Origin of the sequence: Mediterraneibacter torques, from assembly GCF_044591705.1 — a bacterium.
In the GTDB taxonomy this organism is placed as follows: Bacteria; Bacillota; Clostridia; order Lachnospirales; family Lachnospiraceae; genus Mediterraneibacter; species Mediterraneibacter torques.
Map to the genome: position 1 here is coordinate 2,383,929 of NZ_CP172594.1, position 17,034 is coordinate 2,400,962.

Here is a 17,034-nt window from a genome sequence, read left to right on the forward strand (position 1 = left end):
TTTTATTTTATATTTTTGATATATCTTAAGTTGATGACATTGCCCGCATAGCAGGTGGATTTTAGTCTCAAATAACTGCACACCACGCACTTATTTGAGACAGGCTAAAGCCTAATATGTAAAAACGACGCTGATCCGTAAAATAGATCAGCGCCGTCTCACTGTTTTAAATCTTTATTTTTTCATTCTGATTTCAAATTATTCTCATCAGTTTGAATATCCGGCGATTAGTCTTCTTTTTTCCGAAGAACTGTAACTGCCGCTCCTGCCGCTAATGCTAATCCTGCAAGCGGAATGATCGGTGATACGCCGTTGTCTCCTGTCTGAATTGCTTTATCCTCATCTTTCGGATCCTCCGGTTTTGGAGTTTCAGGTTTCGGATCTGCCGCTACTTTTTCAAAGTTTGCTTTCAATGTTACATCTCTGTCCACTTTAAATGCATACTCTGCTTTATCGGAAACTTCCTTACCGTCTACTGTCCAGTTCACGAACTTGTATCCGTCTTTTGCCGTTGCAGTTGCCGTTACGACATCTCCTGCTTTATAGCTTTCTTTTGCAGGATCAAGTTTTACTGTTCCCATCTTGTCGTCGTTTACAGTTACGTTCAGCTTGAATGTATCTTCTGTTACCGGCGGTTTCGGCTCTTCTTTCGCTTTGAAGTTCGCTGTCAGTTCCATATCCTTTTCTACAGCAAACTCGTACGCTGCAGAATCGGAGAATACTTTACCTTCCGATGTCCAGTTTACAAACTCATATCCTTCTTTTGCTTCTGCGATCACGATTACTGTATCGCCTTTTGCATAGTTTTCTTTCACCGGATCGACCGCTACAGTTCCCATCTTGTCGTCATTTGCTTTTACTTTTACTGTAAATGTTTCTTCTACAGGATCTTTTGCTTTGAAGTTCGCCTTAAGCTCCATGTCTTTGTCAACTGTAAACTTGTACTCTGCTTTCTTAGAAACTTCTTCATTGCCTACTGTCCAGTTTACGAACTCATACTTGCTTTCGTCTTTTACTTTCGCAGTTGCCGTTACTTCTGTTCCTTCTTTGTACTTATCAGCTTCCGGACTAAGCTTTGCCGTACCCATCGCTTCATCGTTTACTGTTGCCGTTACTGTGTATGTCTTTTCTACAGGCGGCTGCGGCTCTTCTTTTGCTTTGAAGTTCGCTTTAAGCTCCATGTCTTTGTCAACTGTAAACTTGTACTCTGCCTTCTTAGAAACTTCTTCATCGCCTACTGTCCAGTTTACGAACTCATATTTGCTTTCGTCTTTTACTTTCGCAGTTGCCGTTACTTCTGTTCCTTCTTTGTACTTATCAACTTCCGGGCTAAGCTTTGCCGTACCCATCGCTTCATCATTTACTGTTGCCGTTACTGTGTACTCTTTTACTTCAGGAACGTCTTTTACCACCGTGATCTTATAGTTTATTCCTTCTGATGCCGCTACAGTTACTGTTCCTTCTTTCACACCTGTTACTACGTTTCCGGCAGATGCTTTGTAGAAGCTCCATCCGTTATCATCACTCGGATAAGCTGCAACTTTATTATTATTTCCTGCCCAGTTGTTCAGATAATAATTATTTGCCGAAACAGAGAATCCTCCGTTTGCTCTTGCTCTGATCGTCAATACCTGCTCTGCATCCTTCAGTTCCACATTATTTCCAGAAATATTAATGTATTTGCCTGACGCGGCATCTTTCATCGTATAGCCTTCGCCTGATTTGGTAAGCGTCCACATAAAGTCTTTCGCAGTCTCATCATTATTAAAGTTGACCGCTTTCATTCCAAGACCTTTTTCAGAACCTGCTGCTGTACTTACCGTATTCAGCATGATATGACTATTATTTCCGAATAAATATGTTCCTTCTGTGATTTCTGAAATTGCTTTGTAAGGCGGCATGTTCTCACGTTTTTCCAAACTTACGATACCGTCTTTTGTCACTTCGGATTCATTTAAAATCTTGCCCGGTACGTTATATGTCTCGCCGATCTTGATTGTTACTTCTTCCACATCATTTTTCACGAAGATGAAGTATGTCTTGTTACCGATCTTCACAGATGTTTTGCCTTCTGCTTTTCCGGTAATTGTGATATCTGTCTTAGCACCGATTGTCTCATCTTCATACATTTTGCCTGTTACCTTCGCAACATAGCTATATTTTTCATTTCCCGTTGCCGGATTCAACAAATAGTAATTATTGCCTTCTACAGTTGCCTTCATAGCGATCAAGTATTGACCACCGTTCTCAATTTCTGAGAGTTCACTGATTTTTGTATATCCTGGGATCTCACTATCAACTACATTGTCATCTTTTCGATAAAGTTCAAAATCACATTTGCCTTTACTATCTACAGAACCATTTCTATCGAAATGGAATTTACTTGCATCATCTTTCCAAAAATACAAATATTTGCTGTTTGAAGCGTCTTCTGCCTGCTGTAACGTAAATGCTTCTCCATTTTTAGCAACCGTAATAACCGCCTCTGTCTCGACAAGTGGTCTGTTAGCTCCTGATGATGATTTTGGTCCGAGATAAACCTTTTTCCCATCCTCTGTTACTGCTGTGATCTTATACTGGTTTTCTGTTCCCTCCTGTTTATCAAACGTAAACAGGCATTTACTGATCTTCTTCTCACCGCCATTATCAAACTGTGCATTAGTTCCAAGCGCTACCGAAGCCTCTTCTTTTATCGGGATATTTTCTTCAACTACTTTTGCAACATGATTAAAATTACTGCTTGCAGCAGATGGATTTACCGCATAATAAGTTCCATCATCCGCCTTTGCCGTAATTAAATATTTCGTACCGCTTGTAAGTTGAGAAATATCTGTCACTTTCTCATACCCCGGCATTCCCAGATCATTTTTTGCACCTGGCGCCGCTTTCCATAATTCCATGTGACACTGTGCCACATCACTGCTGTATCTGTCAAAGTGCAGCTTAGAAGTATCGCCCTTCCAGAAATAAAGATATGCACCGCCTGTTCCTTCTGTCATATCTTTTAAAGATACCGTTCCATCCTCATGTGACTCTAATAAAATTTCTGTCTCTGTCTCTGCGCTTACACACTGTGACGGTGCTTTTTTATGGTTCACATATACTTTCTTATCTCCAGCCTGTGCGGAAATTTTATATGTATTTTCTTTATTTGCCACACTCTCAAATGTAAACATGCAGTTATCCAAGGAGACTTTCTCTCCATTAAAATTCGCCTGTGCAGTTGCAAGCTGTGCTTTTACCTGTTTCTCAACTGCCTGTGCATCCTCTCCTACCAATGTCACATCTGCAATATTTTTATCAAGACCGTCTAATGTGCTGTCACTGTAATTTCCTGTCTTGTCTGTATATGTTTTCGTATCTCCTACACGAAGATCTACGATCTCATAATCTTTTTCATCTGTTACGATTACATCGACTGTCGTCTTTTCACCTTCAGACTCAACTGTTACAGTCGCTTTTTCCATTCCTGTTACTGTTTTAGATGTCAATGTCACTTCGCCGTCAGCATATGCTGCTGTTACTGCGTTTTCATTGTCAGAAGAAACTTCCACTTTTGCGCCATCTTTTAAGCCGTTTACTGTCAGTTTTTTCGACATATCAGATGTCATTGTAACATCTGCCACAGTACCGTTTTCGTCTGTGCACCAGATATTTCCGATTGCTGCGCCTTTTGCAACGTCTTCAATATCAAAATCTTCATACGTAATCACAGTTCCGTCACTCTCATAAAGAAGACCGATCGTTCCGTCAGGAAGAATTGTCAGACAAGAGTATGCGTAATATGCAGATCCGTTAATGCTGTAGTTATATTTCCAGTCAAGTGTTCCGTCATCCTGCACTAAGCCTACGAAAATCTTTCCCGCCGCACGTCCCGATGAAGACGATGGAGTTGCAAACAAGATTGCTGTTTTACCATCAATTTTCTTCGGATATGTAATTGCTGTCAACTGACAATTCAGCCAGTAACTAATCCCCATATTTTTTTGCGTTGACCATGTTTCTCCAAAATCATCCGATGTATAATATCCGCCATGGCGAGTAAACATATACAATTTTCCATCTGCCTCAGTTACAACTGCTTCTGAACTCCATCCAGATACAGACTTTCCTCTTTCCCACGTCTTACCGCCATCATCCGAATAAATAGCCACGCTATTTTTATCTGAACCTGTAAATTCATATGCCGTAAATAAGATCCTGCCTTTAGAAGTAACCATACCTCGTCCCGGTCCTACTAAAAGAGACTGCTCATGATCTTTTCTCATATTGACAATCGTAGGTACAGACCACGTTGCTCCTGCATCTTCCGATGTTGTCAGGTACAAATAATCTGTCGGCCATACCTGAAACGGCGAATCAGCTTCAAACAGATTCGCATCTACATCTTTCCCTTTAATATTAAAATAAGCGTCAACTGTATAACCTTCTACGATTGCGTCATTCGCATCTTTAATCACATATGCAGAATCAGATTCTTTCTTATCATTCTTTTCCAAATGATATGTATAGTTAGCTTCATTCTGACGATCATTTACCCAACAATTCTGCCATTTCCTTGCGTCTGCCAGAAGAATATTTCCGTTCTCATCATGACTTTTACCTGCGACCAGTACATGACTCGCGCCATTCAGCGCATATCCTGCCGGAAAAAGGTCTGCAATCATGTACACCTTTTCTCCGTCCGTTGCCATGGCAGGATCGATAAACGTTGTAGAATTGTTATTATGCGTGTTCCCGTTATCACCAAGGTAATTAGCAAACGTATAGTGCCATGTCTTTCCTTTGTCTGTCGAACGGGATACGATCGTATCCAGTCCACCACCGTCTAAACTCGTATTCCATCTGGCATCGCAGCCGGCTACCAATGTGCCGTCATCAAGAGATACAAGACACGGAATTCTAAACCTTGTACTTCCTCCCGTTCCACTCCAGAATGGCTGTTCTTTCGTTGTTCCGTCTTGGGGCTTCACGCCATCTGCCGCCATAACTGTTCCCGGCACACTACTGACCGTTAAAACCGCGGCAAGCAGAAGCGCTAAAGCCCTTCCTCTTTTTTTCATACTTTTTCCCTCCGTTTATTTTTAGGCTCATGTCAATCCCCCCGAAGTGCCAAAAGGCATATTCCGGGATTGTAAGCGATCGCCAAGTTCTCGGCGAACTCAGACTTTGGCTTATCGCCATTACAAAAAAGAAAAACCGTATTAAACCATCTACGATTTTCCATTTTACACCTTATTTATATTATACTATTCGCCATATTGTTTTTCAATGAGATTGCCCTTGACAAAACCACTGAATTTTTCGTGCTAAACAACAGTGTTTCCCTTCAATTTTTTGTGTATTTTACACAATTTTAGCTAACAATATTTCTATTTCTTCATATCGTGGATCATTCGGACGATATCATATCCGTAGTTATCTCCCGTTGCCCAGCCAAGCCCTTCAGGATTTTCCTGCTGCCCCAGCCATTCCACATATGGAGCCGTTCCTTTTTTTACATACTCATACCGATCATCTACACACTTCCCATTCAAAGGGTCTGCTGTGGCATATGCTTTCAGATGTTGAATCTGCGCCCTGATCCCGGTCCGCACATCAGGATAAGAGTTCCCGGGCACACCCCCGCCTGTTGTACCTAATCCCGCAAAATTAAACTGTTCGACAGAAGCATCTCCGCCATACTGCAAAAATCCCGTTTCTTTCATCGTCTGCACAAAAGCAACTTCCGGACGAACGCCTTCTGCCACCGCTTCATCATAATACATCCTGCAAAACACTTCTATAGACTCTGCTCCACCTTTGGAAAGAGCTTCTTTCGGATAAGGTTTTCCTGCCGTCTGAAAATAATCTACCATCTCATCAACTGTTACGCGGCTGTTTCCCATAATCGGATACTGTCCGTCAGCGATCGTTTCCTGTGATTCTTCAGCATTTCCCGCTGTATTTTGAGCGTTGTTTTCCCTTTGGTCTTTCACTTCATTTTTCTCTTGATCATTTCCTTTGTTTTTTTCGTAAACTTCCGCTTCTCCTTGTACAGCCGCTTCCTGCTTATTCTTGTCCTTCTCATGTGCCTGCGAAGAGAGCCGCCCTGATACTGATGCCAGTGCAATCGTTAAAACAAGAAGTACCGCCAGACCCGCTTCCATATATAATTTCATTTTCCGCTCATTTTGACGCGCCATATATTCACCATCCCAGAAATTTAAAATATCTCAACGGAACAACTTCCGCTGAGATATTATATTAGCACATGTTCAAATATATGAAAAGGAATCCCTTCCCGGTAAATTATTTTGCAAACAATATTGCAACGCCATATTTACGCGCGCGCCATTCCATCTACACTAAGAACTACGCCTGTAATATAGGACGCTTCATCAGATGCAAGAAATACAAATGCATTTGCAATGTCTTCCGGCTGTCCGAGTCTGCGAAGCGGAATCTGTGCGATCATCGGCTCGATCACGTTTTTCGGAACGGCTTTCATCATGTCTGTTTCCGTAATTCCCGGAGCAACTGCATTGACACGGATTCCTTTTGGCCCAAGCTCTCTTGCCAGAGAGATCGTCGTACCGTTTACCGCAAACTTAGACGCCGGATAAGCAAATCCGCTCGGCTGACCGGAAATACTTACCATTGAAGACGTATTCAGGACAACCCCGCTGTGATTTTTAATCATTCCGTCAACTACCGCGCGTGTTGCGTTAAATACACCTTTTACATTCAGATCGATCACACGATCAAAATCAGCTTCTGTATAAGATGTAAACGGAGTGCTCTCGGAAACCCCCGCATTATTCACCAAAATATCAATACGTCCGAACTGTTTCTCTACTTTATCAAATTCTTCTTTCACACTTTCAAAACTTCCGAGGTTCGGACTGATCCCTACCACTTCTGCATCCGGATGAATCGCTTTTAACTTCTCGACTGCCGCTTCCGCGTTTTTTTCACTGCTCGCCGCAACAGCAACTTTCGCACCCTCTCTTAAAAATGCATCTGCTGTCGCAAATCCGATTCCACGGCTTCCTCCTGTAATAATCGCTACTTTATCTTTTAATCTCATAAATCGTTCCTCCTGTTTTTCTCTTGTTTTTATGTGTCGATCTTACTCTCTTATAATTTTCATTGCACATTATATAAGTATAATAACACATAATAGAAATTATGTCTGTGATTTTATCACCAAATAAAAATATCCGGCAAAATAATTATAAACATAATATAAAATAAAAGAGAATATCTCGCAGCAAAAAATCGCAATCTGCCGCGGATATTCTCTTTTTCTTATTCTAAGCCTGCTTTTATTCGTGATAAAAATTCACCGTCTCTGCTATATTCTCTCGCCGCCAAAAGCGCCGCTCCCTGTACAGGCGAATATTTAGGAGGACAAAGACAAATTCCATTTTCCTCGAGCTTCCGCACCAGTGGCTTTAATATAAAATCTCCTGCATGAAACAATCCACCTGAATAAGATACGATCGTGTCTCCCGAAAATTCCAGTTTTCTATAAACAGCGCCTATGATCAGCGCTAATTCTTCTGCCGCAGCCTCATACAAACGTATTGCTTCTTCATCTCCTTGCATCGCTGCCTGTAAAAGCAATTTTTGAAGTTCAGCTGTTTTTGTACGATTATTTTTATACACTTCATCAAAAATGTCTATAAGGTCAAAGTCATTTTTTAAATTAAAATTGTATCGGAAAATCTCGAGTAACTTTCCTTTTTTTACCCTTCCGTCACTCTCTTTTGAAAACAGCTCCAACGCTTTCTTTCCCAACCAATAACAAGAGCCTTCATCAGAAAAACCATCATCCCATCCGCCCGCACGAGCTTCTGTGCCAAACTTATTTTGTCCATAAGCGATCGAACCTGTTCCTGCCACAAGATTGATCCCCTCTTCTAATCCCAAAGATCCTGCCCATCCCGCGGCGCTGTCGTTTACAATTTTCATCGGCCTATCTGTAATTTTGTCAATCCGGCATAAAAAGCGTTCATCATTTACTCTTGATTCTCCCCAATTCGGAAAGGCAAGACATATATAGGCATCATTCCCGTCTAATATTTGATTTATATTTTCTCTCAGTAATTCTGTCACATAATCCATTCCAACGTGCTTATAAGAAATAGTTCCTATCTTGCGCTGTGCAATCGTTTTTCCGTTTTCATCTAACAGTAAAAAATCAGTTTTTGTTCCCCCTCCGTCAATCCCCAGAAAATACACTATACCGCCTCCATTTCCGAAAATGCTTCTAATGTAAACACAAGCGCTCTCACAAGATGAAACGCACATTTCCACGGTGTTCCTTTTGCACTGTTTTTTACGGTTCCGTCATATTCCAGTCGTTCAAACCACTCTTTATATTGTGAATCAAAAAACTTTTCTTTACAATAATTATGCTGATCTAAAAATTCTTGAAGAAAATAACTATCTTTCGTATAGCAATACGCCTGTGCATAAGCTGTCAACGCCTCTGCATTCGGCCACCATACTTTTTCATTCCATAAAGAGTTCGTTTCTTTAAACCAGTCGATCGGGCGAGGTGTTTCCCCCAATGCGTCTGCATATGAAATAATTCCACCATACTCTTCATCTTTTCCGACGGCATTTGCCCAACGGGCAATCTGTATACCGCGCATAGTAATCTGCTTGTCTTCCAGCAATACTCCTGCCTTCATAAGAAACCATGCTGATTCATGCATATGTCCCGGATTAATAAAGCGGCCTTTGTCTGACTCAATATCAATTTTATTTTCTCTTGTAACCGCTTCAAACACTACGTTATATTCATCATTTGCAAACCAGTTAGCAATCTTATCGACACATTCATTCAAAAGTTTTTTTGTAACATCCGTCCCCAATACTTCCGCACATGTTTCCGTTGTAGACAGACATGTCAGATACATGTCATGCCATATAAAAACCGGGCTCCATGTATTTTCATATATTTCTTTAAACCATGGATCAAATACATTTTTTTCCATCGTTTCATAACAAGTTTTTAAAAGTTCCATATTTTCCGGCGTTCTTACTTCTTCTATTTTAAGGTATTCTGCCACCCCCTGCAAAACATGAAAATCAGAAAATATTGAGATTGTACCTTCCAAAACATTCCCTTTTCTGTCCAATACATAATTCCATCTTCCATCGCCCGCATACCCATATTTTACAAGAAATGAAAAACCATGCTTTGCATTTTCCAACCACTCCTTCTTTTTGCGTACTTTGTTATAAAGCAGTGAATATATATATAGCTGACGCCCTTGAAACCAAATATATTTCTTATCATCTGTCATCTTTCCTTCTCTGTCAAAACAAGTAATATATCCACCGTATTCTTTATCTATGCACCTCCGATCCCAAAATGGCATCACATCTTCTAAAATATGTTTTTCATAATAAGATACCAGTCTTTCTTTCAGTAATATGTCCATATATGCCTCCATATCATTCTCCTATGATTTCCAGAGCATAATGATCTGCTCTTCCGCATAATCCAATGCAACTTTTATCCCACCTATGATCGGAGCATCTGCGCCTAACTTTGAAGTTACGACTTCAGGAACAAACGGACAAACTTTTTCTAATATTTTCTTGATCTCAACAATATTTTCCTCTGTAAAAATTTCTGAATCTCCGCCTAATATCACCATCTCAGAGTTTAACATCAATACGGTATTGGCGATGACAACGGCGATTTTTCTTATAATTTTTTTCACAATGGCATCTGCCGCCTCATCACCTTGTTCAGCTCGCAAAATAAGATCTGACAAGCCGTTTTTTTCACCGCATTCTGAGAAAATATTTTGACACACCTTTTTTTCAAATCGTCCGGGACATACAAACTCATCTGTCATCTCTTCCAATGATTCTAGATAATAACCTAATTCTCCCGCCGCCATATTATTTCCTTTTAGAAGATATCCGTCCACAATCGCCCTTGCCGCAAAGCCTTCTCCGTATTTTATGTAAACAATATTCGTCTGTTTTTTTCCTACGCCTCTTTCACGTTCTCCGATCAGCGCCAATTCAACGTCATTTACAATAATCGCTTCTACATTATATTTCTGTAAAATATGCTCTTTCAAATCGACATTTTTCCATTCCGGCAAATATGTTCCAAAGAGATCGTTTAAATCATTCTGGCCTGTCAGCGCAGGAACACCTACTGCGATCGCAATCACATCTACATCCTTTTTTCGCTTTTCAAGCAACTCGTCTATCGCAGAATCCAACTGCCCGAGAACCTCGTCCACTCCGTTTTCTACTATGATCTCCTTTTCTGTCCACTGCTGAACTTCACCGTACAGATCTGCAATACCTGCACGAACTTTTTTAGGCATCAATTCAACCGAAATCACATAATAAAGGTCTCCTTTATAACTTAATTGTCTCGGCTTTCTTCCCAAGCTCGTATCGTCACAGCCGTTTTCATATACAATCCCGTTTTCGATCAAGGCCGCTACATTATTACTTACCGCCGGTGCACTTAAATGCATCCTTTTTGAAATTTCCTGTCTGGAAATTCCATCATATACTTTTATCAGCCGTAAGATCATTAGTTTATTTCGATCTCCTATATCTGTCGGATTATAGATTTTCAAAGCATATCCCCCTTTATTTCTTACTCTTTGACCGAACCTGCCAACATACCTTCAACAAGATATTTCTGCGCAAATATATATATCAACACGATCGGCACTGTCGCAATAACCAACCCTGCCATAATAACAGGTATATTTAATGTGAAACGTCCTTTAAATAAAGTAATCCCTACCATTAAGGTTCGCAATTCTTCTTTCTGAAGAAAAACAAGCGAAATCAACAGCTCGTTCCATACCCATACAAGATTTACAAGTGATGAAGTAATAAGCGCCGGAACGCTCAGCGGAATCATAATCTTTGTCAACGCCTTCCGCTTACTGCACCCGTCAATCTCCGCTGCCTCTAACAAAGAATCCGGTACTGTTTTCATGAAATTTCTCATCAAATATATCGTCATAGGCAACATAATTCCTATATATATTAATATCACAGAAACACGTGTATTTACCAGACCCAATATTTTAATAATCCGGAACTGCGGTATAATCATAACAACCGGAGGAACAGACATCAGCGGAACGATCATGTTGAACAACACTTTTTTCCCTTTAAACCTCATCTTTGCAAAGGCATATCCTGCCAGCAGTGCAATGATTCCCGTAATAAAAACCGCTGCAACTGTAAGAATCAAACTATTCATAAACCATTGTCCGAACGGTTTTCCCCGGAAAGCTTCCACAAAGTTTTGTACTGTAAATGTTTGCGGAAGGCCTGCCATATTATTGACATATTCTTCATGCGTTTTAAACGAATTCGCTGTCATAAAATATAACGGAAAGATAATAACGACCACAAGTAAAATCATCAATAGCTGGGAGACTATTCCTCCTCTTTTTCGTTTCATTCTTTCACTCCTCTTTTCTCATAACAATCTGATGTATTACAATCAATATTGCCGCAATAGCAAGAAGTACTACGCTGATCGCCATTGCAATATTGAAATCACCACCGCCAAACGCTTTCTTATAAATCAAATATTCCAACACAAGCGTCTTATTTCCCGGGCCGCCTGCCGTCATGACATAAATGAAATTAAACACCCAACTCAACATTTCAATAAGAGTGATGATCACATAAAATTCAATAATCGATTTTGTCTGCGGCACGGTAATGTGCATAAATTTCTGAAACCATGTAGCTCCGTCTACATCAGCCGATTCATACAATGTTTTATCTATTGACATCATTCTCGCCAAAAACAAAACAACTCCGAAACCGATCTGCTTCCACATAATAACTATTGCCACACTCGGGAATGCCAAATTCGGATCTCCCAACCAATCCAACGCCATATTCTCCAACCCGATTGTCCGCAAAATAGAATTGATAACTCCGTTGTACTGCAGTAAATATGAAAATACAATGCCCACAACCGGAATTGCCAGTATGTACGGAATAAAAATAACGCTTCTGTAAAACCTCCACCCTCTGATTTTGTTATATAAAATTGATGCAATGGCAAGTGAAAGCACTGTCAATATCGGAACGCATAAAAATAATTTCAAGTTGTTCTTCAACGCAGTCAGCAAAAGTTCGTCTTCAAATGCCATCTTATAATTTCTCAGACCTACAAAAACACTCTCATTTGCAAAGGTCGTATAGAAGCTTTGGATAATAACATAAATAATCGGAATTACAATTACAACCGCCAAAATGATAAAGGTTGGTAATATATAGAAATACGGCGTGAACTTTTTCATCCTGTTCGTTTTCATATCAATCCCTTCCTTTGAAACAGAGGCTTTCCTCTTTTCAGAACTATTCTTCTACACTCCATTCTAAAAACGCATCATGAACCTCAGGATTTTGTTCCATACATTTCCCGAGTGCCTCATCTAATTCCACCGCTGCATCCTTTGGCGCTAACCCTTCTGAAAACATCTTCTGTACCGTCGGAATCAGACCATCTGTTTCAAACATAGGTGCAAAATACAACTGATAACAAAAATTATTGTCTTCTTTCTGCCATTCCAAAACTTTTCTGTCAATTTCGCTGGATACCCAGCTTTCATCAAAGTTATTATTCGGCATCATCGCATTTGCCGATTCATACAGATATTTAATATTATCTTCTTCCTGTAAAAACAATAAGAAGTCTGCCGCCTCTTCTTTATGTTTCGCACTGTTTGGTATTACATATACCTGACTCGGAGTTGCAACTGAATCCGCAAATTTTCCGGTTCCGAATACTGGCGCTTTTGCAAAACCGATCTGATCTGACCCTAATGATTTTTCCAATGATACCGCATACGGCTGTGTATGAAGTGTCATTGCCGCTTTTTTGCTTTCGATCAACTGCTGCCCCTGATATAAGTCTAATGAAAGTATATCTTCGTTAATATATCCGGCTTCTTTCAGCTCTGCAATTTTTTCCAGCCATTCAGAGTATTTTTTATCTGTAAAGCTTTCTTGTCCACTCATAAGGGAAATCATATCATTCACGCTGTCCATATTTTGCTGTCCCAAAAAAATCCCGATCCACGCCGGTAAATATCCGTCTTTTAACCCCATTCCTAACGGCGTAATTCCTGATGATTTTAATTTCTCACAACACTCTAAAAATTCATCCCATGTAGTAAACGGATTTTCCGGATCTACTCCGGCAGTACGCATTGCTTCTTTATCATAGGCAATCCCATATGTAAATCCATATGCCGGGATTCCCCATTGTTTCCCGTTCCAATTCGTCTGAGCCAATGCCGACTTCGGAATAACCGAGAGTTCTTCTTCAGAAATATAGTCACTAATCGGAGCTACGTTTCCTTTCCAAACATCTTCCATTGCCTGAGTTCCGCCCCACATATATTGAATATCCGGACCTTCCCCTGCCGCCTCTGCCGTACGAAATGCCGTATACAGATTATCACTTTCCTGAAGAACAGCTTCCACTTTAATATCAGGGTTCTTTTTTTCATACCGTTTTACCATCTCTTCCATATACGCCTTATATCCCGGCACTTCTTGTTCTCCCCAATACCAAACGCTCAAAGTTGTTTTCCCTGTACCTTTCGCATCGTCGCTCTTTCCACATCCAAAAAGCAAAGATACGACCAACGCCGCAATCAACACCACAGAAATCTTTTTCATACTTTTCTCCTTTCTTTTATTTAAGTACATTTATTAATTTAATTAAATAATATCATAAAATATATATTTGTCAATATTTGTCTGAATATTTATGTATTATTTTATGTTTTTCTGTTTTGCATTGTTTTGTACTGTTTTTTTCTGATTAATTCCGGGTGGAGGATTCAAAAGATAGTATAGCTATATCATAAGCAAGATTCCTATTTTGAAAACCATATACAAAAAACTATCCCCCTTACTATCATTTTCTAAATAGTAAGGGGGATTGCAGTCATTCTGAATATGGATTTTCTTTTATTTTTGCATTACTGACCGTCAGAAAAAGCTTCATCTATCGCTTTTCCGATATCATTACGCTTATATTTGTTTTTAAACTGTACCCATTCTGTCGCTGCGTAGGCATTTTTTCTTGCTTCTTTCAGATTAGCGCCTTTTGCAGTTACACCAAGCACACGGCCTCCGTTTGTCACGATGTTTCCGTCCTCAAATTTTGTTCCTGCATGGAAACAGTAATACCCTTCATGTTTACTGAATTCTTCAAGACCTGTGATAGGATAGCCTTTTTCGTACTGAACCGGATAGCCTTCAGATGCAAGCACAACGCACACGGCCGCATTATCTTCAAACTGAAGATCGATCTGATCCAGAGTTCCGTCCACACATGCTTCAACAACGTCCAAAATATCATTTTTCATACGCGGAAGCACAACCTGAGCCTCCGGATCTCCGAAGCGGGCGTTGTACTCCAACACTTTCGGTCCTTCTTCTGTAAGCATCAGACCGAAGAAAATAACGCCTTTAAACGGGCGGCCCTCTGCAGCCATAGCATCTACCGTTCTCTGGTAAATATATTTTTCACAAAATTCTTCTACTTCTTTTGTATAGAACGGACTTGGTGAAAATGTTCCCATTCCGCCTGTATTCAGCCCTGTATCACCGTCACCGGCACGTTTGTGATCCTGCGCGCTTGTCATCGTTTTGATCGTCTTTCCGTCTACAAATGAAAGAACAGATACTTCGCGACCTGTCATGAACTCTTCAATGACCATCTCGTTTCCGGCTGTGCCGAATTTTTTGTCAAGCATGATCGTCTTTACGCCTTCTTTTGCCTCTTCAAAATTCTGACAGATCAGCACTCCTTTACCAAGTGCAAGTCCGTCTGCCTTCAATACGATAGGGAACTTTGCATTCTCAAGATAGGCGATTGCTTCCTTTGGATCTGTAAAATTCTCATATCCTGCCGTAGGAATATCGTATTTTTTCATAAGATCTTTTGAAAACGCTTTTGATCCTTCCAAAATAGCGGCGTTTTTCTTTGGACCGAACGTACGGATTCCCGCATCTTCCAATACGTCCACAAGACCTCCGACAAGCGGATCATCCATTCCGACGATGCAAAGATCGATCTCTTTTTCTTTGGCAAATTCTGCCAGTTTTTCAAATTCCATTGCTCCGATGTCCACGCACTCTGCGTATTCTGCAATTCCCGCGTTTCCGGGCGCGCAGTATATCTTATCTGCTCTGGGACTTTTTGCCACACTTGCCGCAATGGCATGTTCTCTTCCGCCGCTTCCGACGATCAATATTTTCATGATAGATTCCTCCTGTCTGTACAAACCGTTTTACGTTCCGAAATGACCGCCCGGTTTTTTCGTCCCGGCGGTCATTTTTTAATGCTTCGACATTCTATAAATTTTTTATAAAAGCATGTCCGTTTTCAACATGCACTTTTCCGTTCGCGATCAAATGGATCGCTTCCGGAAGGATTTTCCACTCTGCCTGCTCCATCACTCTTCTTTGAAGCATCTCCGGTGTGTCATCCTGCTCAACTTCTACTGCTTTCTGCAGGATGATCGGCCCTGTATCGGTTCCTTCATCTACAAAATGAACGGTCGCGCCGACTACTTTAACACCTCTTGCAAGCGCTGCTTCATGCACTTTTAATCCATAATATCCTTTCCCGCAAAACGCCGGAATCAACGACGGGTGAATATTAATCATCCGGTTTCTGTAAGCTGCGATCATTTCCGGAGGGATAACAACAAGAAATCCTGCCAAAACGATCAGATCCGGTTCGTACTCGTTGACGGCTTCCAAAAGTTTTTCATTAAACACATCCCTGGATTCATAATCTTTCGGCGAGATACATTTTGCCGGGATGTGATTCTCTCTCGCCCGCTCAAGCGCATATGCATTCTTGTTATTGCTGATAACTCCGACGATCTTTGTATTCCTGATGACGCCGCCTTTTACGCCGTCAATGATCGCCTGCAGATTCGTACCTCCTCCGGATACGAGCACAACGACCTTTAGCATAAGTCTACTCCTTTTTCTCCCGCTTCGATGCGGCCGACTACATACGGCGCATCTCCTGCCGCTTTGATCGCTTCCAGAGTTTTCTCCACATCTGCCGGATCAACGGCAACGATCATTCCAAGTCCCATGTTAAACGTATTGTACATCATCTGCTCTTCGATATCGCCTTCTTTTGCAAGCATCTTGAAGATCGGCGGGATCGGATAACTGTCTTTTTCGATCACCGCTCGAGTACCGTCGATCAGCATACGCGGAACATTCTCATAGAAACCGCCGCCTGTAATATGGCTGCATGCTTTCACCGTTATTCCCGCTTCTTTAATACTCTTAAGCGCTTTCACATAAATTCTTGTCGGAGCGAGAAGCGCCTCTCCGAGAGTACATCCCAATTCATCGTAATATGTATCAAGAGATTCTTTTGTAATATCAAATACTTTTCTTACAAGTGAAAATCCGTTGCTGTGAACTCCCGTAGACGCCATTCCGATCAAAACGTCTCCGGCAGACAGATTTTCTCCTGTGATCATATCTTTTTTATCGCATACTCCTACCGCAAATCCGGCAAGATCGTACTCGTCTTCTGCCATAAGTCCCGGATGTTCCGCCGTTTCGCCTCCGATCAGCGCCGCTCCCGACTGAAGACATCCTTCTGCCACTCCGCTTACGATTGATGCGATCTTCTCAGGCTCATTCTTGCCGCATGCAATATAATCAAGGAAAAACAGTGGTTCTCCTCCCGCACAGGCAATATCATTCACACACATTGCCACAGCATCGATTCCGATCGTGTCATGCTTATCAAGCACCATCGACAGCTTCACTTTCGTTCCGCAGCCGTCTGTTCCCGACAGCAGTACCGGCTCTTCCATTTCTTTGATCTTATCAAGAGAAAATGCTCCCGAAAATCCTCCGAGTCCTCCGAGCACTTCCGGACGCATCGTCTTTTTCACATGCTCTTTCATAAGTTCTACTGATCTGTAACCGGCCTCTATGTCAACTCCTGCTTTCTTATAATCCATACCA

General features: G+C 41.1%; 12 protein-coding genes. All 12 read right to left on the reverse strand.

The features are described from left to right. Positions 1–227: 227 nt before the first annotated feature. The 12 genes from ACH9UM_RS11195 to purM all read right to left on the reverse strand — a co-directional run bounded on the left by ACH9UM_RS11195 (position 228) and on the right by purM (position 17,030). A complete protein-coding gene (locus ACH9UM_RS11195) occupies positions 228–5,063 on the reverse strand; it encodes an InlB B-repeat-containing protein (RefSeq protein WP_400091368.1) in 4,836 nt (1,611 codons plus the stop codon). A gap of 309 nt (positions 5,064–5,372) precedes the next feature. Continuing rightward, on the reverse strand, positions 5,373–6,185 hold the full coding sequence (locus ACH9UM_RS11200) for a glucosaminidase domain-containing protein (RefSeq protein ID WP_004846754.1): 813 nt from the start codon (positions 6,183–6,185) through the stop codon (positions 5,373–5,375). A gap of 137 nt (positions 6,186–6,322) precedes the next feature. Continuing rightward, entirely contained in the window at positions 6,323–7,069 is a 747-nt protein-coding gene (locus tag ACH9UM_RS11205) for an SDR family NAD(P)-dependent oxidoreductase (RefSeq protein ID WP_004846756.1), read from the reverse strand. 221 nt (positions 7,070–7,290) lie between these two features. Continuing rightward, a complete protein-coding gene (locus tag ACH9UM_RS11210; protein ID WP_009243599.1) occupies positions 7,291–8,226 on the reverse strand; it encodes an N-acetylglucosamine kinase in 936 nt (311 codons plus the stop codon). Beyond that, entirely contained in the window at positions 8,226–9,449 is a 1,224-nt protein-coding gene (locus tag ACH9UM_RS11215; RefSeq protein ID WP_004846760.1) for an AGE family epimerase/isomerase, read from the reverse strand. Before ACH9UM_RS11215 ends, ACH9UM_RS11210 begins: the two co-directional genes overlap by 1 nt. A gap of 9 nt (positions 9,450–9,458) precedes the next feature. Further along, entirely contained in the window at positions 9,459–10,607 is a 1,149-nt protein-coding gene (locus tag ACH9UM_RS11220; RefSeq protein WP_009243600.1) for an ROK family transcriptional regulator, read from the reverse strand. Between the two features lie 20 nt (positions 10,608–10,627). Next, positions 10,628–11,452 (reverse strand): carbohydrate ABC transporter permease, encoded by an 825-nt coding sequence (locus ACH9UM_RS11225; RefSeq protein WP_004846763.1) that lies wholly within the window; start codon positions 11,450–11,452, stop codon positions 10,628–10,630. Between the two features lie 4 nt (positions 11,453–11,456). Further along, positions 11,457–12,323 (reverse strand): carbohydrate ABC transporter permease, encoded by an 867-nt coding sequence (locus tag ACH9UM_RS11230; RefSeq protein ID WP_004846765.1) that lies wholly within the window; start codon positions 12,321–12,323, stop codon positions 11,457–11,459. A 43-nt stretch (positions 12,324–12,366) separates the two neighbouring features. After that, a complete protein-coding gene (locus ACH9UM_RS11235; RefSeq protein ID WP_009243601.1) occupies positions 12,367–13,695 on the reverse strand; it encodes an ABC transporter substrate-binding protein in 1,329 nt (442 codons plus the stop codon). Positions 13,696–14,000: 305 nt separating this feature from the next. Then, the gene (purD, locus tag ACH9UM_RS11240; protein WP_004846769.1) at positions 14,001–15,287 is read right to left on the reverse strand and encodes a phosphoribosylamine--glycine ligase; all 1,287 of its coding nucleotides are present in this window, start codon (positions 15,285–15,287) and stop codon (positions 14,001–14,003) included. 94 nt (positions 15,288–15,381) lie between these two features. Next, positions 15,382–16,011, reverse strand: a complete 630-nt coding sequence (purN, locus tag ACH9UM_RS11245; RefSeq protein ID WP_022002986.1) for a phosphoribosylglycinamide formyltransferase — start codon at positions 16,009–16,011, stop codon at positions 15,382–15,384. Then, complete coding sequence (gene purM / locus ACH9UM_RS11250) at positions 16,005–17,030, reverse strand: phosphoribosylformylglycinamidine cyclo-ligase (RefSeq protein WP_009243602.1); 1,026 nt, start codon at positions 17,028–17,030, stop codon at positions 16,005–16,007. The genes purN and purM overlap by 7 nt, the downstream gene beginning before the upstream one ends. Positions 17,031–17,034: the final 4 nt, after the last annotated feature.